The 24,950-nt window shown below is 39.3% G+C and carries 22 protein-coding genes; 12 read left to right on the top strand and 10 right to left on the bottom strand.

Annotation, left to right across the window (positions count from 1 at the left end; all coding sequences use genetic code 11):
- Nucleotide 1: 1 nt before the first annotated feature.
- On the top strand, nt 2–2,551 hold the full coding sequence (locus tag ACJJVX_RS03195; RefSeq protein ID WP_405630094.1) for a hypothetical protein: 2,550 nt from the start codon (nt 2–4) through the stop codon (nt 2,549–2,551).
- Between the two features lie 80 nt (nt 2,552–2,631).
- Here the strand turns inward: ACJJVX_RS03195 and ACJJVX_RS03190 are convergent, their stop codons facing one another.
- The 3 genes from ACJJVX_RS03190 to ACJJVX_RS03180 form a co-directional block, all read right to left on the bottom strand.
- Nucleotides 2,632–5,799 carry a DUF3427 domain-containing protein gene (locus ACJJVX_RS03190; protein ID WP_405630093.1) on the bottom strand — a complete coding sequence of 1,056 codons (3,168 nt, stop codon included), beginning with the start codon at nt 5,797–5,799 and terminating at the stop codon, nt 2,632–2,634.
- Nucleotides 5,800–5,961: 162 nt separating this feature from the next.
- Entirely contained in the window at nt 5,962–6,438 is a 477-nt protein-coding gene (locus ACJJVX_RS03185) for a PD-(D/E)XK nuclease superfamily protein (RefSeq protein ID WP_405630090.1), read from the bottom strand.
- A gap of 563 nt (nt 6,439–7,001) precedes the next feature.
- The gene (locus ACJJVX_RS03180) at nt 7,002–7,862 is read right to left on the bottom strand and encodes a LysR family transcriptional regulator (RefSeq protein ID WP_405630088.1); all 861 of its coding nucleotides are present in this window, start codon (nt 7,860–7,862) and stop codon (nt 7,002–7,004) included.
- Between the two features lie 81 nt (nt 7,863–7,943).
- Here ACJJVX_RS03180 and ACJJVX_RS03175 point away from each other — a divergent pair, with 81 nt between their 5' ends.
- Both ACJJVX_RS03175 and ACJJVX_RS03170 read left to right on the top strand, forming a co-directional pair.
- Nucleotides 7,944–8,165, top strand: coding sequence for a DUF2798 domain-containing protein (locus tag ACJJVX_RS03175; RefSeq protein WP_405630085.1), 222 nt, complete (start codon nt 7,944–7,946; stop codon nt 8,163–8,165).
- Nucleotides 8,162–8,443 (top strand): putative quinol monooxygenase, encoded by a 282-nt coding sequence (locus ACJJVX_RS03170; RefSeq protein WP_054452414.1) that lies wholly within the window; start codon nt 8,162–8,164, stop codon nt 8,441–8,443. Before ACJJVX_RS03175 ends, ACJJVX_RS03170 begins: the two co-directional genes overlap by 4 nt.
- A 53-nt stretch (nt 8,444–8,496) precedes the next feature.
- Here the strand turns inward: ACJJVX_RS03170 and ACJJVX_RS03165 are convergent, their stop codons facing one another.
- On the bottom strand, nt 8,497–8,829 hold the full coding sequence (locus ACJJVX_RS03165) for a hypothetical protein (protein WP_342883180.1): 333 nt from the start codon (nt 8,827–8,829) through the stop codon (nt 8,497–8,499).
- Between the two features lie 113 nt (nt 8,830–8,942).
- On the opposite strand from ACJJVX_RS03165, the gene ACJJVX_RS03160 reads away from it, so the two are divergent.
- Nucleotides 8,943–9,851, top strand: a complete 909-nt coding sequence (locus tag ACJJVX_RS03160) for a LysR substrate-binding domain-containing protein (RefSeq protein WP_405630083.1) — start codon at nt 8,943–8,945, stop codon at nt 9,849–9,851.
- A gap of 436 nt (nt 9,852–10,287) precedes the next feature.
- Here ACJJVX_RS03160 and ACJJVX_RS03155 read toward each other — a convergent pair whose 3' ends face one another.
- Nucleotides 10,288–11,427 (bottom strand): acyltransferase family protein, encoded by a 1,140-nt coding sequence (locus tag ACJJVX_RS03155; protein ID WP_316244658.1) that lies wholly within the window; start codon nt 11,425–11,427, stop codon nt 10,288–10,290.
- Nucleotides 11,428–11,586: 159 nt separating this feature from the next.
- Here ACJJVX_RS03155 and ACJJVX_RS03150 point away from each other — a divergent pair, with 159 nt between their 5' ends.
- The 3 genes from ACJJVX_RS03150 to ACJJVX_RS03140 all read left to right on the top strand — a co-directional run bounded on the left by ACJJVX_RS03150 (nt 11,587) and on the right by ACJJVX_RS03140 (nt 15,018).
- The gene (locus ACJJVX_RS03150; RefSeq protein ID WP_054204019.1) at nt 11,587–12,711 is read left to right on the top strand and encodes a histidine kinase; all 1,125 of its coding nucleotides are present in this window, start codon (nt 11,587–11,589) and stop codon (nt 12,709–12,711) included.
- Nucleotides 12,711–13,325, top strand: coding sequence for a response regulator transcription factor (locus ACJJVX_RS03145; protein WP_054204020.1), 615 nt, complete (start codon nt 12,711–12,713; stop codon nt 13,323–13,325). The genes ACJJVX_RS03150 and ACJJVX_RS03145 overlap by 1 nt, the downstream gene beginning before the upstream one ends.
- Nucleotides 13,326–13,812: 487 nt before the next feature.
- Complete coding sequence (locus ACJJVX_RS03140; RefSeq protein WP_152960572.1) at nt 13,813–15,018, top strand: hypothetical protein; 1,206 nt, start codon at nt 13,813–13,815, stop codon at nt 15,016–15,018.
- 41 nt (nt 15,019–15,059) lie between these two features.
- Here the strand turns inward: ACJJVX_RS03140 and ACJJVX_RS03135 are convergent, their stop codons facing one another.
- Entirely contained in the window at nt 15,060–15,878 is an 819-nt protein-coding gene (locus ACJJVX_RS03135) for an ABC transporter substrate-binding protein (RefSeq protein ID WP_064435538.1), read from the bottom strand.
- Between the two features lie 190 nt (nt 15,879–16,068).
- On the opposite strand from ACJJVX_RS03135, the gene ACJJVX_RS03130 reads away from it, so the two are divergent.
- Complete coding sequence (locus tag ACJJVX_RS03130; protein ID WP_405630078.1) at nt 16,069–17,202, top strand: DUF1570 domain-containing protein; 1,134 nt, start codon at nt 16,069–16,071, stop codon at nt 17,200–17,202.
- Nucleotides 17,203–17,237: 35 nt separating this feature from the next.
- Here ACJJVX_RS03130 and ACJJVX_RS03125 read toward each other — a convergent pair whose 3' ends face one another.
- From ACJJVX_RS03125 to ACJJVX_RS03115, 3 genes are all read right to left on the bottom strand, one after another.
- Nucleotides 17,238–17,606 (bottom strand): response regulator, encoded by a 369-nt coding sequence (locus ACJJVX_RS03125; RefSeq protein WP_405630076.1) that lies wholly within the window; start codon nt 17,604–17,606, stop codon nt 17,238–17,240.
- A gap of 150 nt (nt 17,607–17,756) precedes the next feature.
- A complete protein-coding gene (locus ACJJVX_RS03120; RefSeq protein ID WP_054452399.1) occupies nt 17,757–18,293 on the bottom strand; it encodes a DUF6942 family protein in 537 nt (178 codons plus the stop codon).
- A complete protein-coding gene (locus ACJJVX_RS03115; RefSeq protein WP_054204026.1) occupies nt 18,293–18,742 on the bottom strand; it encodes a YaiI/YqxD family protein in 450 nt (149 codons plus the stop codon). Before ACJJVX_RS03115 ends, ACJJVX_RS03120 begins: the two co-directional genes overlap by 1 nt.
- A gap of 120 nt (nt 18,743–18,862) precedes the next feature.
- Here ACJJVX_RS03115 and ACJJVX_RS03110 point away from each other — a divergent pair, with 120 nt between their 5' ends.
- The gene (locus tag ACJJVX_RS03110; protein WP_054204027.1) at nt 18,863–19,396 is read left to right on the top strand and encodes a lipocalin family protein; all 534 of its coding nucleotides are present in this window, start codon (nt 18,863–18,865) and stop codon (nt 19,394–19,396) included.
- Nucleotides 19,397–19,460: 64 nt separating this feature from the next.
- Here ACJJVX_RS03110 and ACJJVX_RS03105 read toward each other — a convergent pair whose 3' ends face one another.
- Nucleotides 19,461–20,159 carry an NUDIX domain-containing protein gene (locus ACJJVX_RS03105; RefSeq protein WP_054452396.1) on the bottom strand — a complete coding sequence of 233 codons (699 nt, stop codon included), beginning with the start codon at nt 20,157–20,159 and terminating at the stop codon, nt 19,461–19,463.
- A 250-nt stretch (nt 20,160–20,409) separates the two neighbouring features.
- Between ACJJVX_RS03105 and prs the strand changes: the two genes are divergently transcribed.
- The 3 genes from prs (at nt 20,410) to ACJJVX_RS03090 (ending at nt 24,947) form a co-directional block, all read left to right on the top strand.
- Entirely contained in the window at nt 20,410–21,264 is an 855-nt protein-coding gene (gene prs / locus ACJJVX_RS03100; protein WP_170172946.1) for a ribose-phosphate diphosphokinase, read from the top strand.
- Between the two features lie 10 nt (nt 21,265–21,274).
- Nucleotides 21,275–22,870, top strand: a complete 1,596-nt coding sequence (locus ACJJVX_RS03095; RefSeq protein WP_405630072.1) for a nicotinate phosphoribosyltransferase — start codon at nt 21,275–21,277, stop codon at nt 22,868–22,870.
- Between the two features lie 202 nt (nt 22,871–23,072).
- Entirely contained in the window at nt 23,073–24,947 is a 1,875-nt protein-coding gene (locus tag ACJJVX_RS03090) for an alkaline phosphatase PhoX (protein ID WP_054204031.1), read from the top strand.
- Nucleotides 24,948–24,950 lie beyond the last annotated feature (3 nt).

The raw sequence follows: 24,950 nt of genomic DNA, 5'->3' as shown, positions 1-24,950 counted from the left end.
AATGCTATTACTCGATCTTGAATGGTTGGCACCCGTCACTCGTCTGCGTTCAGATAGATGGCTTGAGTTTTATGTGAAGTGCGGAGATGGCAAGCTCACTTTAAATAGAGAGAGAGCTGCTAATGAAGCTGCTGACTTAGCGTTATTTGATCACCAATTTTACTTAGAAAATATGCACCGTCGTGATGATAATAAAGCTATAAATAATATCTGGGGGAGTGGTTATCGGGCAAACTCATTACTAAAGCAATTACGGGTAATGCAACAAAAGTTACTCGTTTGGCAAGGTTCAAGCTTTACTGTTAATGAAAGTAATTTAAAGCATTGGTCTGCTATTTTGTCAAAAATAGATCCTGTTTGGCTCATAGCAATAGGTTACAGCGATAAAATCAAACAAAATTTACTTCACGTAGATAACGTAAGTGAATTAATAGACGAACAATGCTTTTCTGCATTCCCTAAAGGATTTAGTCAAAAGAAATATGCAGATAATCATGTACATTTAGGCGGGAACGGTAATTATACTCCAGCTCTAGCTGAAGTATCTTTATTTTTAAAAAGCAAACCTAAATCATTTTTTGACAACAGCACATCGACTCCGAAACTACCCGAGTTTACCAAATATTCAAGTGGTGAGCGTAATATTAACGAGTTACCAGTTCTTATAAAGTTGTTGTTCAACGATTTAATAGCAACACTGAGTAAGGGAAACAGCAAATGTAATAAAGTAGACTGGCAACGTCCTCAGTTTTGGACAATTCCTGATGAAAGTATTGGAGATCTACTAACTACAAACTCTAAAAATAATAACGTAACTAAGCTACTTAATGCTGCCATTAATTGTAATAGACAAGACTCAAATAAGATGTGGTTATTAATAGCCATAGCATTAGTGCATCATGGGGATGTTTACGCAAGCTGCGATCTTTGGTTGTACAAACTGAGTGCTTACATAACGGGAAATAATATTTTACGTTCTATGATGATTAGCTCTGGTGTCGGTCTAACAAGTTTTATTGAGCACTTTGCTTTTAAACCGAGACAGAGCCATGGTCAAGTCATAGCATATGGTAAACATAGTTACGAAAGTGACTCAGATAAAAATACTTTACGTGAATTTAAAATATCAGATCAAACAGTTACAGCAAGGCAGTTAACTAAGTTTGGTTTTGATTTTATAGAAAAGAATCAATTTAATAATAAGCAATTTACCTTTCATTTTAGTCGTTCGTTTAAACAAAACTATCATGCTAAAGAAAACCTTCAAATATATGATAAGCGTTATACAACAAAACGATTAGAACTATTAAAGTCGTTACGTAGGCTGCAAAAAGTCTTTACATCTTCAGCATTACAAAAATATGAGTATGAAAAGCTAGGTAATTCGAAAGTGCAAAGTTTAAATTTATGCGCGCTGATTCGAGGAATTGATGTTTCAGGTAATGAAAATCATTTTCCAATTGAGGTTTTTGCCCCCTTGATACGAGTGTTAAGAAAGAGCGCTTATCGACCAGATAATAAACATTTTGTCCCTCAAAGAAAACTGCATTTAAGTATTCATGCCGGAGAAGATTTCAGCCATTTATTGACTGGATTAAGAACCATTGATGAAACAATAGAGTTTTGTGATTACGAATCTAGTGACAGAGTAGGTCATGCTCTAGCATTAGGAGTTGACGTTAAAAAATGGGCTTCTCGCCAGCAGCGTTCATACGTCCCTTTGAGTACACATTTAGATAATTTAGTGTGGGTATATAATCATGCTATTGAGGTTACGAAAAAAGCCCCACGGTTTGATGTAATGTTAGCTGTTTTTGAGAGGAAAATATCAAAGTGGAATCATAAGTTATTTGATGAGGATAGATCTAAATATACCTTGTTCGAAGCTTGGCGTTTAAGAAGAAATTGCCCAGAATATTTTGATACAGAGTTAAATAACAGTAGTGAAGAGACTGCGGCTTGGTTACCTGATTTTAAATCGAAAAGAATTAATATGAATGCAGAGGCTATTAAATATTGGAAAGAATATACTGATAATGGAATTAAAAAAATAAAAAGAAATACCGCTGAAAAAATTGTGAGTGTTTATTTTGGAAGCGACCATGCTCCCTTTATAAATGATGAGTATAGTGAGATTGTCGATAGCTTTGAACTTGATTTTTATGAAGCTCTTCAAGATTATTTGATCGAGAAATATAGTAGAAAAGGTGTCGTTATTGAGGCTTGTCCAACATCTAACATCTATATTGGTCGGTTTAAGTGCTATTCAGAGCATCCTGTCTATCGATGGTATCCTGTAGATAATACTTTACTCAATGCAGGCGAAAAATTTAATCGTTTTGGTATTCGCACTGGACCTATTACTGTTTGTGTGAATACTGATGATGCTGGGCTTATGCCTTCTACAATTGAAAATGAGCATCGTATTTTAAAAGAGATAGCTATAAGTCATTTTAATATCGGTAATGAAATGGCCGAATGTTGGATTGAAAGGTTACGCAAAATTGGTGTAGATATTTTTAAATCAAACCATATTGACTGTAGATATTAGTTTCTTGAACTATATAACTTAATTTAGATCGTTGAAAAGTTAATATATGGAACTAATAAAAAAAAATAACAGTAGCATAATCACCCAACCGCCAATTTTCCTGCCTCATGCCACATTTCGTTTGGCATGGAGTTGGTTAACTCCCACGTTATATTCATCGGTTGGCTGCCGTTGTGGCTTTGGTATTTAACCTCGCCGTAGTTTACAAATCCCATAGTTCGGCTGTTTTCATCTTTGCCTTGTTCGCGTACAAATAACAGGATGGTTTTGCCTGTTTGTTGGTGCTCAATGTAGCTTAGGCCGCGGCCGTGTTCTGGGCGGGCGCTGTTTTGCGTTTGCCAATGGAATAGGGTGGGGCTGATTGCGTAGTCGTGATACAGCGTGGTGGGCGAGTAGGTTTTTTCGCACTTATTGAGTGTTACAAATAATAGCTCTAGGTTTTGGTTTTTAAACTCTAATACGCCTTCGCGAGCGGTCGATCTTTTATCAAACGAGTGTGCGCCAAACGCGGCGAGTATTTGTTGGCGTGTATAGCGGCTGTGTAATTTTATTGCGTGATTAGGTAAACATGCTAAATCACTTTCTTGCTGGTGAATGCGGTTTATTAACAGCGTAATTACTTGTGCAAGTTCGTGGTGTAAATCTTTGTGTTTAAGTGCTTGTAAGCTTTGCTCAAGCGTTTTAAACCCTAAACCTGTTCCAGTGTTATCCCAAAAGTTGTAATGCGCCATTAGCGCGTACTGTTGGTTTTGTGGCGTTGGTGTAAAGCTAAAGTCGTTATTACATAAATCACGTAAAAAGCATAAGTAGCTGAGCGAGTCGCAGCTCAGTAATTGAGTATTTATAGCGCGGTAATACGCGGCGTAAATGTCGGCTTGATTTGCGGGTATTTCATCACCTTTTAGCCAATGCCAACCGCCGAGCTTTTTATCTTTTGGTTTGTAAATATCTTCAAGCGTGACTTGTGGGTTTATACGTAAAAAGTTACTTAGTGTAAGCGCGTCATTGGTATGTTGCGGATAGCTATTTATCAGCTGTTGTAAACGGCGTTTGCTGTTTATGGCTTGCTGAATATTTTTTAATATTGTTTGTTGTGTTCGCTTTTGTAGTTCTATACGGCAACCCAGCGGTAAATGCGGGAAGTTGTTTTCGACCTCGGTTTTTATTGGCTGATTACTTTTTCCAATTAGTGCACGGAACTTGCTAGCAAAGTCATATTCTGGGCGGGCATTTCCTACAAAGTCGAGTACGGTACAGCACTGCTTTGATTTACCTAACGAAAGGCTATTATCTGGTAAGCGCAAACCACGGCCGAGTTGCTGTAAAAACAGCGTTAAGCTTTCAGTTGGGCGTAAAAATAATAGAGTATCAACCTCTGGAATATCGACACCTTCGTTAAAAATATCAACCACGCAGAGTATTTGTATTTCACCTTGGCGCAGTGCTTGCTGTTTGGTCGCACGCTCATTAGTATTTTTACTGGTCAGCACATCGGCGTTTATACCTGCTAAGTTAAATTTAGACGCCATAAATTCAGCGTGCTTTTGGCTTACGCAAAACGCGAGTGCTTTAATGTTGTGAACACTCGTCACTATATCAGCAAGGCTGGATATAATTTTGTTAGCGCGGCTGTTCTCACCTGTATAAAGATTACTTAGCTCGCTTATATCGTAACGGCCGCCTCGCCATGTTATTTGGCTTAGGTCGGTCTCGTCATCCAATCCAAAGTATTGAAACGGGCATAAATGGCGCTGGTTTATTGCCTCTGGCAAGCGGATTTCAGCGGCTATTACCCCACAAAAATCATCAAGGATATTTGCGCCATCTTGTCGCTCTGGCGTGGCGGTGAGGCCAAGTAATATTGTGGGGGTAAAGTGATTTAAAATAGCGCGGTAACTTGCGGCGCTTACGTGATGCACTTCATCTATAACTATGTAGTCGTAGTAATCATGCGTTAAATTAAGCGATTCAATTTGGCTATTCAGCGTTTGAATTGACGCAAATAATTGGTTGTAGCGTTGTGGCTTGTAGTTACCCACCCAGAGCTCACCAAAGTCGTTATTTTTAAGTACACCACGATAAGCGCTTTGCGCTTGTTTGAGTATTTCTTCGCGGTGGGCTACAAACAAAAAGTGGGCGTTTGGGTTTTTATCGTAAATGGTTTTAAAGTCGAACGCCGATATTATTGTTTTACCAGTGCCCGTTGCGGCAACCACTAAGTTTTTAAAGCGGTTATGCACGCTGCGCTCTACGTTTAGCTTTTCTAATATTGCGAGTTGGTGGGTTTTTGGCGTGATATCAAAATAAAACTGACTGCTTGCTTGGCCAACACCGCGTTGCTCATTAAGTGAATTTATGAGCTTTTCTTTACATTCAACTTTGCCAGTAAATAGCTCGAAATCTGGCGATTGCCAGTAAGTTTCAAAGGTGCTTTTAGTTTTGGCTATTATGTGCGGGATCTCTTGGGCGGTAATTTTTAAGTTCCACTCAAGGCCGCTGGTAAGCGCCGAATGCGATAAATTAGACGAGCCAATATAACCGGTATGAAAACCCGTATTACGCATAAACAAGTAAGATTTTGCGTGTAAGCGCTCTTGCTGATTGTTGTAACTCAGCTTTACCTCGGTATTTGGTAGGTTTGCTAAAAATTCCACGGCTTTGGCATCCGTTGCCCCCATGTACGAGGTGGTAATTACTTTGAGTTTATTGCCGCTTTTGGTAAAGGCTTCAAGCTCATTTTTAAAAATGCGCAGCCCCGTCCATTTTATAAATGAAACAAGCCAGTAAATAGTATCGGCAGATTTTATTTCACGCTTTAGCTCGGTTTCGAGTGAGATCCCCGCATTCGCGCCGCTAAATAATTCGCTTTGGGTAAGCCCTGTTAGCGGGAATATATCTTTGGAGTAATCTTTAAGATTTGCAGCAATGGGATTTTGAGTATTAAACAATGCGGTAAGGATGCGGCCTTGGCTGTCGATGAGGTTTTCGTTGATCAGTTCATCATCGCGAATATGATCTTTAAGCCACAGCACAAGGCTATTTGCTAGGTTTATTTGCTCCTGCAAACGCTCGTCTGAATTCGGGATTGCATCAATTGCATGTGCAACAAGCTTGCCTAAAAAGCGCGAAAGCCACGTTGCAGCCTCTGCCGATTCTAGTTGGCGCTCGCCCACGTAAAATTGATCGCGATTTAAATTTTGCTCAATTACTTGTGTAATTAACTGCTCGTAAATACCAATCTGTTGCATTAAACCGCTCCCTGTTTGCGAGACAGACAGTTTACTAAAATATGTAATGTAAACAAGCAATAAGTGAGAGTGAATTGAGGAGTGCTGTAAAAGCACTCTAGTCGCCACGTGATATTTAGGGTACTTGAAATTAAAAACAATATGCGGGGTTAGAGTTGTATACTAACCCGCCAAATAGTTAAGGAACCCGTCTTTGGAAGCGAACACCTTAAACATTTTATTTGTTTGTATTTCAGTTTGATTTAACAACCAATCAAAAGCTTCTTTTTTATAGCCCTTTCCATCGAAAACAATAACCACCGTTTCTTCTGGTGCATTATTTAATGACTCATAAAAGAATGGAAATTTTTGATCAACTGAGCCACTTTGTACTTGTCGATGCGCTTCAACTCTTAACAGCCCTTTGATTTTATGATGTATTAAAAAGGTACTATGGCGTGTACTGCCGTACATATCTTGGTAGGCTGCACGCTTTATATACTTTTGTGGTTGAGGTTGAGTGTCGTGACACTCAAGAAAGCCTATTAAGGTTAGATCTTCTTCAAGCTCTGTACAAAACTTACGGTTTGATTCTTGCGGTGATCCCGTTTGCTCGTTTTTATCGGGTATTTCATCAAATAATGGTAATTGACCATCCATGTAATTATTCTCCTTTTAATTGAACAATTAACATACTAAATAAAAGGTACAAAGAAAAGGCAGTTTTTCAATATGACATGTATTTGGTTAGTTCATGGGTTTGTTGGTAAGAGTGAGCTTTAGCTGCGATGATTGCTTTAGCATTTATTGTCGCGCTAAAGCACGACCTACAAAATCGCGGGGTAAACCCGCTGCTACGGGTGTTTAAATTTTGTAGGCGGGGCTTTACGCCGCGCAAATTAAAGCACCATAAAACGCAAATCTGCGCGAGGTAAACTCCCGCCTACGGGTTTGGTTTATTGTTCATCAACTAGCTCTACAAACAATCACAGCTAAAGCGGGTTCCTACGATATGGGGTGATGGTAGGAGTGAGCTTTAGCTGCGATGATAGCTTTGTGTATTTATTGTTATTGTCGCGCTAAAGCACGACCTACAAAAGCGCGGGGCTTTTTTGTAGACTGGGCTTTATGCCGCGCAAATAAAGCACCATAAAATGCAAACAGCGCGAGGTAAATTCCCGCCTACGGGTTTTGATCGTTTACTTTATTCTTTTAAATACCTGTTAATTCAGCGCTACAATTTTTCCTTGTAGGCTGGGTGTTTGTGTAGTTATGTCGTGTATTAAAGTTATTAATTGATCAGCTGTGGCTGATGGCTTGTTGGAATGCGGCCATAGTGCATAAATAGGCCTTGCAGGGATCGCGATTGGTGACGTTATATAACTAAATTGGTTTTTATGTGTAATGCTGTCAATTTCGCTCATGGGTAGCAGCCCTACACCATAGCCTGATTCAACCATATTTTTAGCGATGGTAATATCAAAACAAAAGCTGATGTGTGCATACTCTTCTTTAAGTAGTTTAAGTAAACCCGTTGGAAGTTGTGATTCTGCATAAGGGAGCACTAGTCGCGACAGTGGCGCTTGGTGTTTTACGACAAACTTAATCGCTATATTGCCTAGGCGTTTTTGAAAGTAGCTTGAGTCTTGCTGCTCGCCTACACGAATAGCTAAATCAAAACGTTTTTGGCTTAATTGGCTATTCGTGTTGCTTGGATAAATGTGTAGATTAAGCGCTAAATTATTAGCTGAAAATGCATTGAGTGCAGGCATTAATGGCCCAGCAATAATATTTTGTGGGCACAGCAAGTAAAAATCACTGGCCTCAAGTGTGGGCGAGTTTAGTTGATTTAAATGCGTGTTGAGCGTTAATACCTGCTCGGCCAGTTCATTATAAAGCTGCTCACCTTTTGCTGTGAGCACAATCCCTCTGGCGGTACGTTGTAGTAAGGGATTGCCTAACTTTTCTTCTAAAGATTGAATACGTCGTGAAAGGGTTGATAAATTTAAGCTTAGATCTTTAGCTGTTTGGCTCATGCTTTTACGTCGTGCTATTTCTATAAATAAATGTAGATCGTCTAGCATATCAATTTCTCAATCTTAGTTTGCGTTATCGTGACTGTTTGCACGCCATCTCTTTGCATATAGTAACGCCAAGGAGGTGTTATGAAAATTCATTTTGTGTTTACTGCGGTGTTCTCTTTTTTGATGTCGTTTTTGTTATCTGCTTGGGTAACCTACGTTAATTTAGGTTTCAGTGAAACATTTTTACACAGTTGGCTAATTGCATTTATTAATGCGTGGCCTGCGGCTTTTGTAGTGGCATTTACTGTTGCTCCACCTATTCGCTGTGTTGTTATCACGTTTTTTAATAGGGGTTTAAAATGATTAATATAGTGGCAAAAATCACGCCTAATGCGGCATTATTTACTGAGTGTAAAGGGCGTTTACAGCAAATGTTACAACCAACATTAGCAGAGCCAGGGTGTATTCGTTTTGAGTTATATGAAGATTTAGATCAACAGTGTTTATTTTTAATAGAAAAGTTTGCATCACAAGCTGCACTTGATGAACATTACCAGCAACCGTATGTGAAAGAGGTGTTCGCATTTTATGAATCAGCCCTTGCGTTACCTGTAGAGATTAATAAATTACACATGATTTAAACTTAAGCGGGCAGATTATCTGCCCTGTGCTCAAGCGTTCTGCAATGTATTTTTTACTGGTTGTTTTCCTGATTTAATATATACAATTGCGCTAAAATCTCTTTCGCTTTATCTCTGGTCAAGCAAGTGCTCATTGGGCTTTTTTTAAAGCGTTTTGCTGATGCTGTTTGCAGCTCCCCTGCGTATTTAATTTCTTTAGATTGAACAACGACTCTGCATGAAACGTTATGACCGTTTTCTGTGTAGCGCAGCTCTACTCTTTCTGATTTGTTAATTAAGTTTTTATAAGGGTAACCTTCATCAGTATTTATTTTTGATGTGGTTGTAGGTGCTGTATGAGCGAGACCACTGAATAAAAAGAAAGCTAATACTATTAGGTTTTTCATAAGTTATATTCCTGTTTTCGGATGGCTGACTGGGTGAGTATTGCGTGTATAAAAAATACTGACAAACGATTAAAAGTTGCCTATGCTTAAGTTTTTCTTAACTTGGGTGAGCTGTGAATTTACCGCCATTAAAAAGTCTTTGGTATTTTAAGCATGCTGCAGAGTTGGGAAGTTTTAAGCTTGCGGCTGAAAAATTATTTGTGAGTCAAGCAGCTGTAAGTCAGCAAATTCGATTGTTAGAGGCGAATTTACAGTGTGAGTTATTTACTCGTCATACTCGATTTGTTGCGCTAACCCGTCAAGGTGAGCAATTATTACCACATGTTTTAAAAGGCTTTAGTTGCTTACAAAATGGTGTGAATTCATTACGCCAAGATGAACAACCCCATTGTTTAAACTTATCAGTATTACCTTCATTTGCCAGTGGCTGGTTGTTGCAACATGTCAGTGGTTTTCAACGTGCTTATCCGGGTATTCATTTACGCATTGACCCCAGTGACCATCATGCTAATTTTTCTCAGGGGCATGTTGATTTAGGGATACGGTTTGGTTTAGGTAATTACAGTGATGTACATAGTGAACTGCTGGCTGATGACAGCTTATTTTTAGCTTATAAGCCTGGTCTACTTGATGTTAATTTGCCGCTTAAAGAGCAGTTGCTTAAACAAAACATTATTATGGATATTTGCCCCGATGCTGAGCAAGGATGGCAAACCTTAATCACTAGCTTGGGAGTTTGTCCAGCATCAGTTCCTGTATTTTTAGAAATAGATAATGCCGCATTAGTGATTCAAGCTACTTTAGCTGGCCAGGGGGTTGCTTTAGTTAGGCGGCGTTTAATTGAGTCGCATATTAAATTAGGGCAGCTGGCTTTATTTCCTGGTTTTGAGTATGCGTGTAGTTATAAATATTATTTAGTGGGTCCGAAAGATCACTTTAAATGGGAAAAGGTCATTGCGTTTAAAGAATGGCTGTTGTCACAATTTAAACAAGATGATGAGGCGTTTAAACCGTACTTGTAATCAGGTAGTGTTTAATATTTGGGGCTTGGGGATACATAAACGCAGTGTACTTTAATAGCGATGATTGCTTTGTGTATTTATTGTCGCGCTAAAGCACGACCTACAAAAGCGCGGTGTGAACCCGTTGCTACTGGTGTTTAAATTTTATAAGCTGGGCTTTATGCCGCGCAAATTAAAGCACCATAAATGCAAACAGCGCGAGGTAAACTCCTGCCTACGGTTTTGGTTTATTTTTCAGTAACTCTACAAACAATCACAGCTAAAGCGGGTTCCTACGATATTTGGTTAGTTCATGGGTTTGTTGGTAGGAGCGAGCTTTAGCTGCGATTATTGCTTTAGCATTTATTGTCGCGCTAAAGCACGACCTACAAAAGCGCGGGGCTTTATGCCGCGCAAATAAAGCTAATGCACAACTTATAAACTGGGTAGCTTTCCTTTAATGCTTTTTGCCATTGAGTAATAAGCCAAGCCATGTTCTTTTTACTAATAGCAAGTAACTGACTTGGCCAATCAATAAGGTTAAGAATACGGAAATAATAAATTTACTCAGTGCGGGGAGTGCGGTGTTGATCAGTGGCATTTGAATATAAATAAGTACTGGTACGTGGATTAAATAAACCCAATACGAAGCATCGGAAATGGCGCGACTTACGCGATTTGCATTATTTAAAAAGCGGTGGCCGAGTAAAATAGACACTGCGGTCAACGATAAAATACAGCTCGTTTGTACCATTACATGCAAAAAGTGTTGATGGCCTGTTGGGGTGAATTCTCCGGCGGAGGCGGCGGTTATAACCATTTCAAGTGTAGGCGCTGCTGGAAGTAGATAAAAATAAGCCGCAATAGATATTGTGGCTATTCCTGATAGAGGCCATATATAGTTTTGATACGTTGAAAGTAGGTTTTGCTTTTTAAAAAGGCTTGCACCGACCAAGTAAAGGCTGCCGTAAAAGCCATATGACCAAAGCTGAGGCGTGAGTTTATCGGGGGCTGGGAATGGTATCGGCTGTGCAATTAATGAGACTGTTAATAAAATGGGTAGCATACAATATAAAAATACGGGGTGAGTTATGAAGTTATCGAGCTTATTGCTTACTAACTTACTCTTATTTAGTAGCCAAAAGATGACGCAAAACTGAAATAGATTCCACAAAAACCATAAATGCATTGTGCTGATTACAGGCTCTTTAATGACCTGAAAAACAGCAAAAATGGGCGGCGTTGGTTTAGCAATACTCGCACCAAAGCTAAGGGCATGATAGTAAATGGCAAAGCTTAAAGGCAAAAAGATCATAAAGGGCAACAGTATGTGTTTAGCTCGATGACGTAAAAATTGATTAGTATTAGATTTATCTATAAGCAGGGCGCTGCAAAAACCTGCAATAATAAAAAAGAGTGGCATACGAAATAAGTGTAATGCATGCGATATATAATCAAAGATGAAATGTGTATTTGGATCGGCTGTGAACCAAAGATTACTAAAAAAGGGGCTGTATGCCAGCGCTGCGTGAAATACAATACCTAGTAATAGCGCTAGGCTACGTAAATTATCAATGTAATGTAGTCTATTATTCATATTCATTTTAAGTGCTCGGGTGGTGTAGTTCGTATTAAAAGCATACGTGATTGTATCTTGAGCCCTCTAGTCACAAACCTCATAGCTTGGGCTATGACATATGTCACTGTTCTTAACTTTTTGATTCTGTAATAATTAGTAAAAAATGTGGGTTATTCAATGGTTCCAAATATACGACATACAACGGATTGGCGTTTTTCAACGTTGGCCTCTTGGTTGGGGGTAACCTCAGCCTGCGCATATTATGCTAACTCTGAACTTGCTTTGTTGCTACAAGGTGGTGTGAGTGGTGCTATTTTGGCACTGCTATTTTATGTTTTAAAGCAGCCAAATAAACACGTTTATATAATTGCGTTAACTTATTTTTTGCTGACCTTGGGACTCATGCAACTTACGTCGACTTCGCTCGTGTTTTTGCATTTAGTGATGTTTACGGCAACTTTCAGTCCTCACTTTTCATTACCTAAAATACTGTGTGCGGTGGTGAGCGCCATGGTTGTATATGGCGCAACACATTATACGCGCTGGGAAACGAGTGTGCCCTGGGTGACGTTTGTAGTATGGTTTTTCTTTTGTGTGATGAATTGGTTTGTAAGTAGGCGTATTGTGGAGAGTCTTAATATGCATTATCAATCGCGACAAAACTATAAAGAACTCAAAGCTACGCAACAAATGATGGGAGCGATGAGTGCTGCGCAGGAACGTCAGAACATTTCACGAGAATTACATGACTCTTTGGGTCATAAGCTCACTGCGCTGAGTATTAACTTAGATTTTGCTAAACGAACAGCCAACCCTGAAACTGTCGAAACGTTGACTCGTTGTCATCAATTAAGCCAAGAAGTACTAGAAGAGGTACGAGAAATCGTATCGACCCAACGTAATAATAAAACCATATTAAAAAATGCGCTCGAAGCCCTCTGTGCGCTAACCCCTAACTTACAATGTGATTTACAGCTTGATACACAAACAGAACAATTACCCCAAGATTATGGCTTATGTGTGCTACGCTTTTGCCAAGAAATGATCAGTAATACGCTTAAACATACACAAGCAAACCATATAACATTGAGTGCAAAGGTCACTCATATTGATCAACAAACACAGCTTATCGCACAGGCATACAACAACCAACCAGAAACAGAGTTACCAAAACAAGGTAATGGTTTAGCTGGATTAAAGGAGCGCATGGCGCAATATAATGGCGATTTTACCCAGTATATTGAGCAAGGTGTGCTTATAAATACTATTGCTTTGCCACTGATTTTTAATAGAGACGAATAATGATTAAGTGCCTACTAGTAGAAGATCAGACTTTAGTTCGCCTTGGTTTAGCTAATTTACTTAATTTAGATGAGGATATATTTATTGATGGCCATGCTGAGGATGGTTTACAGGCTATTACTCAATTAACGCAGCGTAGCTTTGATATTGTGCTGTTAGATATGCGAATGCCAAACCTTGATGGACTCGGTGTTCTTGAGAAAATGCGTGAAAGCTTAAACAACACGCCGGTACTAATAATTACTACCTTTGAGGATTGTGACGTATTAGTTAAAGCTATAAATTTGGGCGCGCGTGGTTATGTTCTTAAAAATATAGAGCTTGAAGAATTAATAGATGCGATTAAACGTGTTATTGCGGGTAAACGTGTGCTGCAAAGTGCAGTGACTGATTATTTATTACAACAACAGTTAACACCCCAACAATGTTTAACGGCAAAAGAGCAAGTTGTGCTGCAGTGTATGTCTTTGGGAATGTCGAATAAAGTGATTGCTAATAGGTTGGATAACTCTGAAGGAACAATTCGTAACCATGTGTCGCAAGTTCTAGCCAAGCTTAATGTAAAAGATAGAACCCAAGCGGTAATAAAAGCGATTAATCAAAATTTAATTTAAAGACCATTAATTTGTTGTGGGCGGGGCTTTACGCCGCGCAAATAAAGCACCATAAAATGTAAATAGCGCGAGGTAAACTCCCGCCTACGGGTTTGGTTTATTGTTCATCAACTAGCTCTACAAAAATCACAGCTAAAGCGGGTTCCTACGATATTTGGTTAGTTCATGGGTTTGTTGGTAGGAGCGAGCTTTAGCTGCGATTATTGCTTTGTGTATTTATTGTCGCGCTAAAGCACGACCTACAAAATCGCGGGGCTTTATGCCACGCAAATAAAGCACCATAAAATGTAAAACAGCGCGAGGTAAACTCCCGCCTACGGGTTTTGTTTTCACTCGTTAACAACCCCAATTCGATGCCTAGTAACTGATTAGACCTCTTTTGAGTACTTTATTGTATTTAAACTCGCTACACTGTTTTTATATTCAAAGATTTGGTGATGCAAAAAAGCCTTCGTCGCTTTCTGCAAGTATTGTTTAAGAGGTGTAAGTGTATAAAAGACAGGCGGGTAGGTCGAAGGTCATTTTTTTAGTACTTTTGGCGGTGTTAATTTTGGTTGTGGGAGTTAATTTATTTATTAACTCGTTCGATTCACAAGACACGCGAGTATATGCAGAGCCAATTGAAGCACTTGTGGAAAATGTGTATGTAAATTATGAGGGTTTTAAGCCTGCAGCGGCCCCGATCGTGAATAAAATAAAACCTGAGCACGTTGAAAAGCGTTTACGGCGTAACATTGACACTATAAAGCATGAAGCTCCCCCGCATATAGAGCATACTCCTCACCAATGGCTGGCGGTTAACCCTACATCAGAACAAAAACGGTTATGTAGTTTATTGGAGCGCCCGCCGCTTAAATTTACAAGAATATACGACCCAGATTCTAAGCGTTATATGAATAGGTATTACGGTTTTTTTGAAATTAATATTTCGGTGTTATTTCGCGGAGAATATCGGCCACTTGAACACTATTTTTCAGAACAATTCGTTGATGATCTTAAGTGGGAACTGCGCAGAAATTTATTGTTTGTTTATCAGGAGTATATGGATTGGTTTGAACCAGAGAACTTATCCAAAAGTGTTATAGATTTAAAAGTAACGCTTAATGATAAGCAATATTTTAATGAGTTAGTTAAGCATGGTGCCGAAAGTTCAGTAAATAACCCTGGAGTGTATATCCCTTGGATTCATCAGGCTTATATTAATTTACCTCGTTATGATAATGGTTACCTAAATCGCACATTGTTTATAGATATCCTTACACATGAAGCCGTACATGCCATTAACTTTGTACAATTTGGGTATATGCAGCGTTGGGCACAAGAGGGACTGGCTCAATATTTTGCTTATCGTTCTGAAAGTGGCGAACATCTTGCCTCTTTGCGAATTGATGAGTGGGATAAGCGCACAGGCTCTATGAGTCAGCCCTTTGTAATGGATGATTTGATTATACCCAATAAATCTTGGCAAGAAGATGAAGCCATATTGTATGCATCGAGCCTTGTGTATACGCAGTATTTTAGTAGTTTACCAAAAGATAAAAACCCTTTTATTTCGTTTTTATATAATGAAATGTTGCCGCGTTGCTCAACGGTGAACGAAGAAAATACTATCGATCTACTCGATCCGGAAAATATGTTAAACAGTGATTTTTTCAATTGGTTTGAAAAAAATGTTTACCTGTATAATAAGTAGCAGGCTTATCGTAGGTGAGGTTTTACGTAGTGCTAAGGGGGTTACTTATTTTGATAGTCGCCTTTGCCTAAGCCTTCAAAATAGGCTTGGTAACGACCCGTTTGTTTAAACTGCAATAAATGATGATTAAATATGGCTAATAGCTCTTTGCTATAAACGGAGTTCTTTGGGAATAATAAAAAGCTTTTATTTATTAATAATGGTTTAGGGTGATGACTAATAACATTAGCAAGCTCAGGTAGTTGGTTGTTGAGTGCATAGTAGCCAACACTTTGTTCCTCAGCAAAGGCATCGATTCGGCCCATGGCTAAACGGCGAAAGTTTTGCTCTGTACTGCCAACGCGTGACATTTCAAAAAGCTCTTTTTCTAGTGCGTTATCAAACTCAGTGCCGTAGCTATAGCCAAGCCCGCCACCAAGTAAAAGGCCTTTTAAATCAGCTATATTTTTCCAGTCAAAATGGTGTTGTTTTTGGTAAAAAAACACAAATTTTTCACTGAGTACAGGCTCGCTATATAAATAAATTTTCGTTCTTGCTTCACTTAACATCCATACTGCGGTTGCCGCATACTTACCATTTACAGTATCGTGATATGCCCGTGACCAAGGTAAAAATGTAAAACTAACTTTAATGCCTGCCTGGGCAAAAATATCACTGATCAAATGAGCAACAACACCTTGATGAGGAAGTGATTCGCTCATAAAGGGCGGCCACTCACCAGCGCTTAGCTCTAATGTGGTTAGATCTGAATTCAAATTAGGATTTAATACGGCGGGATCAGCGTTAGCGTTGTAGCTTATAAACAGCAGTAGCAACAGGGAAGTTGAGTATATATTGCGTATAAATTTAGTTGTAAACATACTGCCTTCCTTGTTGATTATTTACCCGCTTAAGATACTACCGCAGTGATTAAACAAAAGCGAATAGTAATCAAATGGGAGTGTGATAAGTTTGAAAGCGTCTGTTGTTATTTGAGTGTCAATCTCCTATATTTACTTTTAATTTAAAATATCAGTTAGTTACGCAGAGTAATTAGCTCAAGGATTGAGTGTGTTTAAAACCAAGCTACGGAATGTTTTGCTGTTTATTGCCATGTTAATTGCATCGGCTTTACTGGCTCAGTATTTATCAGGTCGGCAATTGAGTTATAAAGGGTTGGTAGGCAGTGCAAATGAATTATACGTTGATTTAGTGACGTACATTTATCATGGCGATACAGTTAAAAACGCTCAGACGAACGAAGTTGTTGTTAAGCCCATCTCTCTTCAAATACTTAAACAACATCATAGGCCGCAAATTGATACAACCCGCTGTGTTGATGTATCACTCGGTGAGGTTAAATATACCCAACAAGGCGATATTTATAGCTGGACAGATAGTGAGGGTATTGCACATTTTAGTGATAAAAAACCAAGTCTTAATGCAACGCCTTACAATACAGGTTTTGTAGATACCCTCGATTACTTTGAGCTGACTTTAAGTACACCTAATTTACCAGCGTCATTTAAGCAAGCATTACGGGTTAAGCTCAATGCTGTGTTTAAAGTATATGGCCAAATTATCGGTGTTGATTCGCTGAGGAAAGTAAAATTAGATCTTAGGGTTTTAGCCACACAAACTGACTATGAAAATGCGGTAAGGCGACGTGGTGGAGATCCAACCAATACGCAGGGTATTTATTTTAATTCCAGTAACACGGCTTTTATAAATTATAACAACGAGCAAAGTGCAATGCGCACGGCAGTGCATGAAGCGGTGCATGCAATTAATAAAGCTGTATTAGGAAGTACGCCCCGCTGGTTAGACGAAGGGTTGGCTGAGTATTTTGAGCATACAAACAATACCATGCAAACTGTCAGCGTAGAGCCAAGCACGACATGGCTAAAAAACCACACATTATCGACAAGCATATTGACGTTAAATGAGTTATTAAACCAACAGGATAATTGGCAGCGAGGTGAGAGTACAAAACTTTATGCCAGTAGCTGGGCTGGCGTTTACTTTTTAATGGATTCTAAACAAGGTAAAGATTTTTTAAAGAGTATTATGCTAGAACAGCAAAAATCACCCTGTGTGCAATTAACGCCGTTGCAGTTGCAAAGTGCATTGGCTGCGCATTTTCCTGATCTTAATAATGATTATATGCAATGGTTAAAAACCCCTTTTAGGGCGCATCATTTTTAGGGCTGCCAGTAATATAAGCTATAAAAATTAAAGAGCTAAACAAGCTCAGCAATTTTTTTTAATTGTTTGGCTAAAATATTTAAACTAAAGGGCTTAATAATAAAGCCAGATACTTTAGCGGCGATAATTTCTTTTATTTCGGTGGCATTGTCTTCGCAGGTGACCATTAGCACAGGGGTGTTTTGTAGCTGCTGATCATCACGAATGCGATTTAGTAAGCTTTTACCATCCATTTTAGGCATGTGTAAATCGGTTATCACTAAATCAAAAGAGTGTTGATGCAATAATTGTAAAGCCTGTACGCCATCCGTTGCTTCAATTAAATCTTTAAACTCCAGTTTTCGCAGCATGTTGATTAAAACATGGCGCATTAGTGGCATATCATCTACTACAAGTATTTTCATAACCGTTAAAGCCTCCGTGGCAAGTGCTATACCCAAGCTGCCTCAAAACTAATTTAACAATAGAGCCGCTATTATTTGCAATCAATGCTTTGTTTTTAATTTCAACTGAAATAGGCGGCTTGAGGTGACTTGACTATAAAAGCCTTAAGGTTAGTTAATAAATTGAATACTCGCTACTAATTCACTTAGTCGGGCTATTTTTATATTGCTTAATTGGCGGTAATCAAAGTAGGGGCAAACAATAACCTTGTTTGTTTTGTCTATGGCAAATTCGTCATCAAGCCAATCGAGTTGCGCAGTTAATTGCCCTTGATTGATCAGTGTTTTAGCATACGTGCGCCCGGCAATAATATGCAAAGTATTATTGCTCGTTAATATAGGTGGGCTAAATAGTAGCGCTGTATGGCTATTTTTTTGCAGCAGCTGCGTATCACGGTAGTGTTGCCAAGTGGGGGCTAATTTAGCAAAGTGATAATATTCACTAGGCAATGCAAACAGTACTTTAGCGTAAACATTAAATACCTTGCGCCAACCGTTGCCACAGGCTTGATTTATTGTATCTATTTGCCCATCTATCATCGCTTGTAACGAGCTAATTTCACTGTACTGCGGCATGTTAGGAATATTGGCAATATACACTGCGACGTTAAAGGGTTGATCGCCAAAACCAATAGGTTGCTGATGCATTATTTATTTTGTGCGAGTATGCGGTCAAGGTTATTGGCAAAGTTTTGTCTATCACTTTGGCTCAATGGAGGCGGGCCGCCATTCATTTCAACACCACTTGAGCGCATGGTATCCATAAAGTCACGTACATTTAACAACGAGCGAATATTTTCAGTGGTATACAACTCACCGCGAGGGTTAAGAGCTTGGCCGCCGTTATCAATTACTTCTGAGGCCAGCGGAATATCACCGGTGATCACTAAATCGTTTGCTTCAATACGTTTTACAATTTCGTCATCGGCTACGTCAAAACCAGACGATACTTGCACACGGCTAATATATTTAGAAGGCGGAATGCGCATTGCATGATTGGCGACTAGAATTGTCTGTGTGTGTGTACGTTCAGCGGCGCGAAATAAAATCTCTTTGATCACCACAGGGCAAGCATCTGCATCAACCCATATCTTCATTATTAGCTCGAATAGTTAGTAAAAAAATGATCCTAACCTAAGCTTTTTATAACAACCAGTGTTTAGTGAACTTTTTTGATGTTTGTTGCGTATTAAGAAAAAATTATAGAAGGATTTGATATGAAAAATGCAATTTTTGTTGTGCTTATACTCATTTTTACCAGTGCGTTGATTGGTTGCACAGGTATGCCAGATAAAGTTAACCCCGTAAGCCCATTTTCAGTTGAGCGATATCAAGGAAAGTGGTACGAAATTGCCCGATTAGATCATTCGTTCGAGCGTGGCTTGCAAAATGTCACCGCTGATTACTCTTTGAACAATGACGGGAGCATAAAAGTTTTAAACCGTGGGTTTGATCAAGGAGAACAAGCATGGAGTGATGCTGAGGGCAAAGCTAAATTTGTAGACGACAAAAATACAGGGCATTTAAAAGTGTCGTTTTTTGGCCCTTTTTATAGCTCTTATGTGGTGTTTGGGCTTGATCAAAAAAATTATAATTACGCTTATGTGTCTGGTTACAATAATGAATATTTATGGTTACTGTCGCGTACACCAACAATTACGAATGAACGCAAAGTAGATTTTATTAATGCTGCAAAAACACGTGGTTTTGATACTGATTCGTTAATTTGGGTAACACAAACACCTTTGTAGCTGCTGTAAAGGGGCTTTATAGGTTAATATGTCAGGCCATCGCTAGATGGCCTGACATATTAAGCTATGCGCTCAGGTTTCGTTCAAAATTAACAATATCAACCCCTGACTTTAGCGTGTACAAATGTGCTAAACGACCACCAGAACTTACTTTTTCATCACTCTTTTCTACAATATTTGTTGATTCAAGTCGTCTTATTAAACTTTTACGCTGAATTGTTTTTCCTAGGATTATTTCGATAACAGACTTTAGCTGCCCTACGGTAAAATATTCTGGCAAACAATATATTGGCACCATTGAATACAGCGTTTTTTGTTGCAGCCGCTGTTTGGCATGTTCAATAAGGTGTTTATGATCAAAGGCAATAGATAAATCTTGAATAGTGTTGATGTCTACCCACTGTACATCATCAATAGATTTTATGTGGGTACTGACATTTTGTGCAGCAATAAGTGCAAAATATACCAATGTAACACTGAAACCTCTTGGATCACGGTGCGCGCCAGAGAAGGTTTGCAATTGTTCTAAGTAAGGTGGCTCTACATTGGTTTTCTCTTTTAATTTGCGCAGCGCGGTGATGTCTGTGGTGCTATCTGAGTCAATATCCACGAACCCGCCAGGCAGTCCCCAACTTCCTTCAAAAGGTGAATTTGCGCGTTTGACTAAAAGTACTTTTAAAGCACTATCGGTGATCGTAAAAAGCACACTGTCTACGGTAAAAAGTGGGTGTTTGTATTCATTAATATTGTAAGAGTCGGTCATTTAATTAGTGTCAGATAAACTTAATGTCTTAACGACACGTTAAAGCAGTTTTACATTTATATCAATATTTAAGCAAATCAAGGTTACTTATATTCGTTGGGTAACGTTATTATAAACGGCTAAGAATGGTTCGTGTGGCTCAGGTATATAAAATAGTGTCCTTTTGACACAAAGCGCTTGAGTTATTGATTAGTCTTTGCTAAATTTAATTGTGTCCTAGGGACATTAATTGTAAATAAGGAAGAATGAAATGGAAATATTTAGTCATACCAGTACGGGCCATAAAACGTTACTCAATTTTGATTGCTTTACATTTTCTGGTGGTGAAGAACATATTCGATTTAATGCCAGTGATTTTGCAGAGACTACAAAAATCGAAGTATTTGAACGCCTGACTGATTCATCAAAATTAATACGATTAATGCTCGCTGTTGATGCATTAAAGCGATTAACGTACGGTGCTATACCTATTGAATTAACGATTCCATATTTTCCATACGCACGACAAGATCGTGTATGCGTTGAGGGGGAAGCACTTGGCGCTGCGGTAATGGCTCAGTTTATTAATAATATGGGTTTATCAAAAGTGACCATATGGGATGCGCACAGTGATGTTTCACCCGCGCTAATTAACAATGTTGTCAATGTACCGCAAATGGCATTACTTGCCCGTTGTGAGGAGTTGAGTACGCGTTTAGCGAAAGGTGAGTTAACGTTGATTTCACCCGATGCTGGCGCGAGTAAAAAAACCTTAAAAATAGCTGAAACATTTAACAGTGAGCTTGACGTTATTCAAGCGCAAAAGGTCAGAGATTTAAAAACAGGCAACATCATCGAAACGCAAATCTTGGGTGATGTGAAAGGTAAAAGTGTGCTGATAGCGGATGATATTTGCGATGGGGGCCGTACGTTTATTGAACTTGCAAAAGTATTAAAAAGCCAAGGGGCCGCAGAAATATCATTATTTATAACGCATGGTATTTTTTCTAAGGGGTTGGCGGTGTTTGAAGGGCTGATAGATGCTATTTACACTACGGATTCATTTAGGCCTGTTAACGAGTTTAAGCCAAGTACCACTATAAAATTACAAATAATTGAAATGTAAGGAAACGATAATGACTATTACCGCAGCAAGTATGCAAAAAGACGTTTATAAAGAGTTTCATAGCCGCGCTTATCACCCTGATGTATCTCAGGTGTACGCTAATTTTACATCACGAAGTGGCAAGTTAAGCAATGTCGAAAATAACAATAAAGTAGCGTTTGTAGGTCTACAATATTTTATAAAAAGTTATTTAGAACAAGAATGGGGCGCATTTTTTAGTGCAGATAAAGCCTCGGCTGTTGGCGAGCATAAGCGTATTTTAAGCGCGATGCTTGGGTACGTGGTCGATGTTAAATACCTCGAAGATTTACATGATTTAGGCTACTTACCGCTAAGAATAAAGGCATTGCCAGAGGGAACACTCGTGCCTTATTTAGTCCCTTCGATCACCATTGTGAATACAAAAGAAGGCTTTCAGTGGTTAACCAATATGATTGAAACAGTATTAAGCTGCGAAAATTGGCCTATCCAAACGAGCGCCACAACATCCGTTGCATATTTGAAGGTCTTTAAAGAATTTGCACTTAAAACAGGGTTGCCTTTAGAGTTTGTGCCTTTTCAAGGTCATGATTTTAGTTTTAGAGGGATGTTTGGTAAACATGCGGCTGCAATGAGTGGTTTTGGTCATTTGGCATCTGGCTTGGTTGGTACAGATACAATTACGGCAGTCCTTTTTGCTGAAAAATATTATGGCGCTAATGTAGATAAGGAATTGGTTGGTTGCTCTGTGGATGCAACTGAGCACTCAGTAACATGTTCTTGGATTATGGAAGGTGAGATTGAGTTTTTTAAGTATTTAATGAAAGAACAATCGCCAACGGGTGTGTTAAGTGTTGTATCTGATACATGGGATTTTTGGACTTTAGTAACGGATTATTTACCCCAGTTAAAAAATGAGATAATGGCGCGAGATGGCACGTTAGTTATTCGTCCGGACTCTGGGGATCCTGTTAAAATTTTAACGGGTTATAAGGTGTCTCCTGTTGCTGATCATGCCGCACTTTTTGAAACTCAGCAAGAAGCAGAGCAGCAGGTAATTCAACAAGGCTACGAAGCGTATTGCTTTAATGGTCAGTACTTTGGTTTTGAAGGCGAGCGCACAATCACGCTGATGGCTTGCGAAATCAAAGGGTTAATTGAATGCTTGTGGGATATTTTTGGCGGCACAATGACAGATAAAGGCTTTAAGTTGCTTGATGAACATATTGGCGCGATTTATGGTGATGCAATTACCTTAGTTCGCCAACGCGAAATTTTACAACGTTTGCTTGATAAAGGGTTTGCCTCAAAGGTGGTATTGGGGATTGGCTCTTACAGTTATCAATATGTGACACGTGATACACACGGATCAGCTGTCAAAGCAACGAGTGTGGTTAAAAATGGCGAGCGAGTAGCGATTTTTAAAGATCCTAAAACGGATAGTAAGAAAAAATCAGCAAAAGGGTTGTTAAAGGTTGAGCGTGTTGACGGAGAATTAGTGCTTTTTGATGATGTAACACAAGCAGAGGAAGCAACGGGCTTATTGGAAGTGGTTTTTGAGGACGGTAAACTTATTAAAGAAGTAAGCTTAGCGACAATCAGAGCCACGATAGATCATCAAATTTAATCTCCTTCATGTTAAAGCTCAGAAGCATATTATAATGCTTCTGGGTGACACCGCCTCTTATTTTATATGATCTTATCGCTTTAATACCCTCCTAAATCATTGACTCTAAATAATAATATATCTGTAAGGCAATTGTCATAGTTACACCTCAGACTATGCTGCGCGTTAACCTAACAATAAAATATTTTTACTGGAGTTTATAATGAAGCGTGTAGCATTTTCTTTAATCGCTGGAGCCGTCACTTTAGCATTAACAGCCTGTAATGGTGATGATGGTAAGCAAGGCGTAGCCGGAGCACAGGGTTCAGTTGGTCAAAATGGCGTTGATGGAACGAATGGTCAAAATGGCGTTGATGGTAGTAACGGCCAAAATGGCGCTGATGGTGCATCAGGTCAAAATGGTGGCAGTGGCTTAACACGCTTGGCAACTGTGCCTGCCGGTGCTGAGGTAACGGGTATATTTTTAAGTGATGGTGGTGATTTGTTCTTCAACGTTCAGCATCCATCAGATACCAATACAGCGCAAGATTCAATTAATGGTAAAGTAATTAATCGCGGTACTGTTGGTGTGTTGCGCGGTGTTAATTTTAATAACTTACCTCGTAATGTTGTGAACTCGCCGGTTCCTGAAAGTGAGTTTGAACGCCAAACGGTTGTTGCAGCTTTGGGCGAATACCAAATACTGGGTCAAACAGGCGATACATTTGCTGATTTAGGCGAGAAAGGTTTAGCGGGTGGTTTAGGTGTTCATTATAGTATTAGCACAAATGAACATATTCTAGATAATGATAACCCTGACTTTAATGGCTTTATTGCTTCAGGTGATAACGAAGGTTATTTATTTACTAACTGGGAGTCCTACCCAGGTGGTGTAAGTCGTTTAAAAATGACTAAAAATACCGAAGGCGCATGGTCAGTGACAGATGCGATGATGATTAATTTTGATGGTGTAAAAGGCACGGCGGCTAACTGCTTTGGCTCGGTATCACCTTGGGGCACACCGTTAACATCTGAAGAGTGGATAGTGCGTTCAACGGTTGATTCAACAACAGATGCATCATGGAATGATCCGGCAAATACCAGCACAGACAACCTTGAAGCGCTAGTAGCCCCCGATTTCCCTAATCCTTACCGCTATGGCTACATTGCTGAAATTCAAAACCCAATGACAGATACACCAGATGTTGTTAAACATTACACGATTGGTCGTTATGAGCATGAAAACTCAGTCGTTATGCCAGACAAGCGCACTGTATATTCATCACAGGATGATACCGGTGGTGTGTTGTTTAAGTTTATTGCTGATCAACCAGAAGATTTATCGTCGGGTACTTTATACGGTGCCAAACTAACTCAAGATGCAGGCTTAAGCGAACCAACGGTTACTGGCTTTGATGTTGATTGGGTTGAAATTGCAAGTGGTACAAATGCAAACATCGAAACGTGGATCAGTGAGTACGATGGTATTGATACCAGCGATTATGTTGCAGGTAAAACCAGTTACATGACACTGGCTGACGTACAAGCATGGGCAGATGGTAAAGCAACATACCCTACAGAAGCCGAAGGCGGTAGCCCGGTTACAGCGGGTAAAGCTATGGATGATCGCGCTGCATTTTTAGAGTCACGTCAAGCGGCCAAAATGAAAGGCGCAACAGCTGAATGGCGCAAGCTTGAAGGTATTAGCATCAATCACGACCGTGTTCTTGAAGCAATTACTGGCCAAGATATGATTGCAGATGAAGTGGTTACTAAAGCGTATATGTACATAGGTATTGCAGATTTAGATAACACGATGATTGATGACGAAGGTGATATTCAGTTATCACGTAGAGTTAAAGATTGTGGCGGTGTTTACCGTGCTCATATCGATACAAGCTACAGCTTAACGCGTATTGAACCTGTTGTGATGGGCGGTACTTACCGTTCAAGCTTAAACGGTGCAGAGCGCTGTGATGTTGAGCAATTATCGCAGCCAGATAACGTTATTGTTATGCGCGATGGCCGTATCATTATCGGTGAAGATGGTTTCCAAGAGAACAATACTTTATGGATGTATGATCCTAAAACTAAGTAATAT

The sequence above is a fragment of the Pseudoalteromonas sp. Ld20 genome (assembly GCF_045064175.1).
GTDB lineage: Bacteria > Pseudomonadota > Gammaproteobacteria > Enterobacterales > Alteromonadaceae > Pseudoalteromonas > Pseudoalteromonas neustonica.
The sequence above is the reverse complement of the archived record's forward strand: the minus strand, read 5'-3'. Positions and strand labels throughout refer to the sequence as shown.

Bases quoted from the DNA above. Each gene is read 5' to 3' on its own strand.
- ACJJVX_RS03150 (WP_054204019.1), top strand. From the start codon at position 11,587: ATGGTTCCAAATATACGACATACAACGGATTGGCGTTTTTCAACGTTG.
- ACJJVX_RS03195 (WP_405630094.1), top strand. From the start codon at position 2: ATGCTATTACTCGATCTTGAATGGTTGGCACCCGTCACTCGTCTGCGT.
- ACJJVX_RS03135 (WP_064435538.1), bottom strand. From the start codon at position 15,878: ATGTTTACAACTAAATTTATACGCAATATATACTCAACTTCCCTGTTG.
- ACJJVX_RS03120 (WP_054452399.1), bottom strand. From the start codon at position 18,293: ATGCATCAGCAACCTATTGGTTTTGGCGATCAACCCTTTAACGTCGCA.
- ACJJVX_RS03105 (WP_054452396.1), bottom strand. From the start codon at position 20,159: ATGACCGACTCTTACAATATTAATGAATACAAACACCCACTTTTTACC.
- prs (WP_170172946.1), top strand. From the start codon at position 20,410: ATGGAAATATTTAGTCATACCAGTACGGGCCATAAAACGTTACTCAAT.
- ACJJVX_RS03155 (WP_316244658.1), bottom strand. From the start codon at position 11,427: ATGAATAATAGACTACATTACATTGATAATTTACGTAGCCTAGCGCTA.
- ACJJVX_RS03115 (WP_054204026.1), bottom strand. From the start codon at position 18,742: ATGAAGATATGGGTTGATGCAGATGCTTGCCCTGTGGTGATCAAAGAG.
- ACJJVX_RS03145 (WP_054204020.1), top strand. From the start codon at position 12,711: ATGATTAAGTGCCTACTAGTAGAAGATCAGACTTTAGTTCGCCTTGGT.
- ACJJVX_RS03165 (WP_342883180.1), bottom strand. From the start codon at position 8,829: ATGAAAAACCTAATAGTATTAGCTTTCTTTTTATTCAGTGGTCTCGCT.
- ACJJVX_RS03095 (WP_405630072.1), top strand. From the start codon at position 21,275: ATGACTATTACCGCAGCAAGTATGCAAAAAGACGTTTATAAAGAGTTT.
- ACJJVX_RS03125 (WP_405630076.1), bottom strand. From the start codon at position 17,606: ATGAAAATACTTGTAGTAGATGATATGCCACTAATGCGCCATGTTTTA.
- ACJJVX_RS03190 (WP_405630093.1), bottom strand. From the start codon at position 5,799: ATGCAACAGATTGGTATTTACGAGCAGTTAATTACACAAGTAATTGAG.
- ACJJVX_RS03090 (WP_054204031.1), top strand. From the start codon at position 23,073: ATGAAGCGTGTAGCATTTTCTTTAATCGCTGGAGCCGTCACTTTAGCA.
- ACJJVX_RS03170 (WP_054452414.1), top strand. From the start codon at position 8,162: ATGATTAATATAGTGGCAAAAATCACGCCTAATGCGGCATTATTTACT.
- ACJJVX_RS03185 (WP_405630090.1), bottom strand. From the start codon at position 6,438: ATGGATGGTCAATTACCATTATTTGATGAAATACCCGATAAAAACGAG.
- ACJJVX_RS03110 (WP_054204027.1), top strand. From the start codon at position 18,863: ATGAAAAATGCAATTTTTGTTGTGCTTATACTCATTTTTACCAGTGCG.
- ACJJVX_RS03180 (WP_405630088.1), bottom strand. From the start codon at position 7,862: ATGCTAGACGATCTACATTTATTTATAGAAATAGCACGACGTAAAAGC.
- ACJJVX_RS03175 (WP_405630085.1), top strand. From the start codon at position 7,944: ATGAAAATTCATTTTGTGTTTACTGCGGTGTTCTCTTTTTTGATGTCG.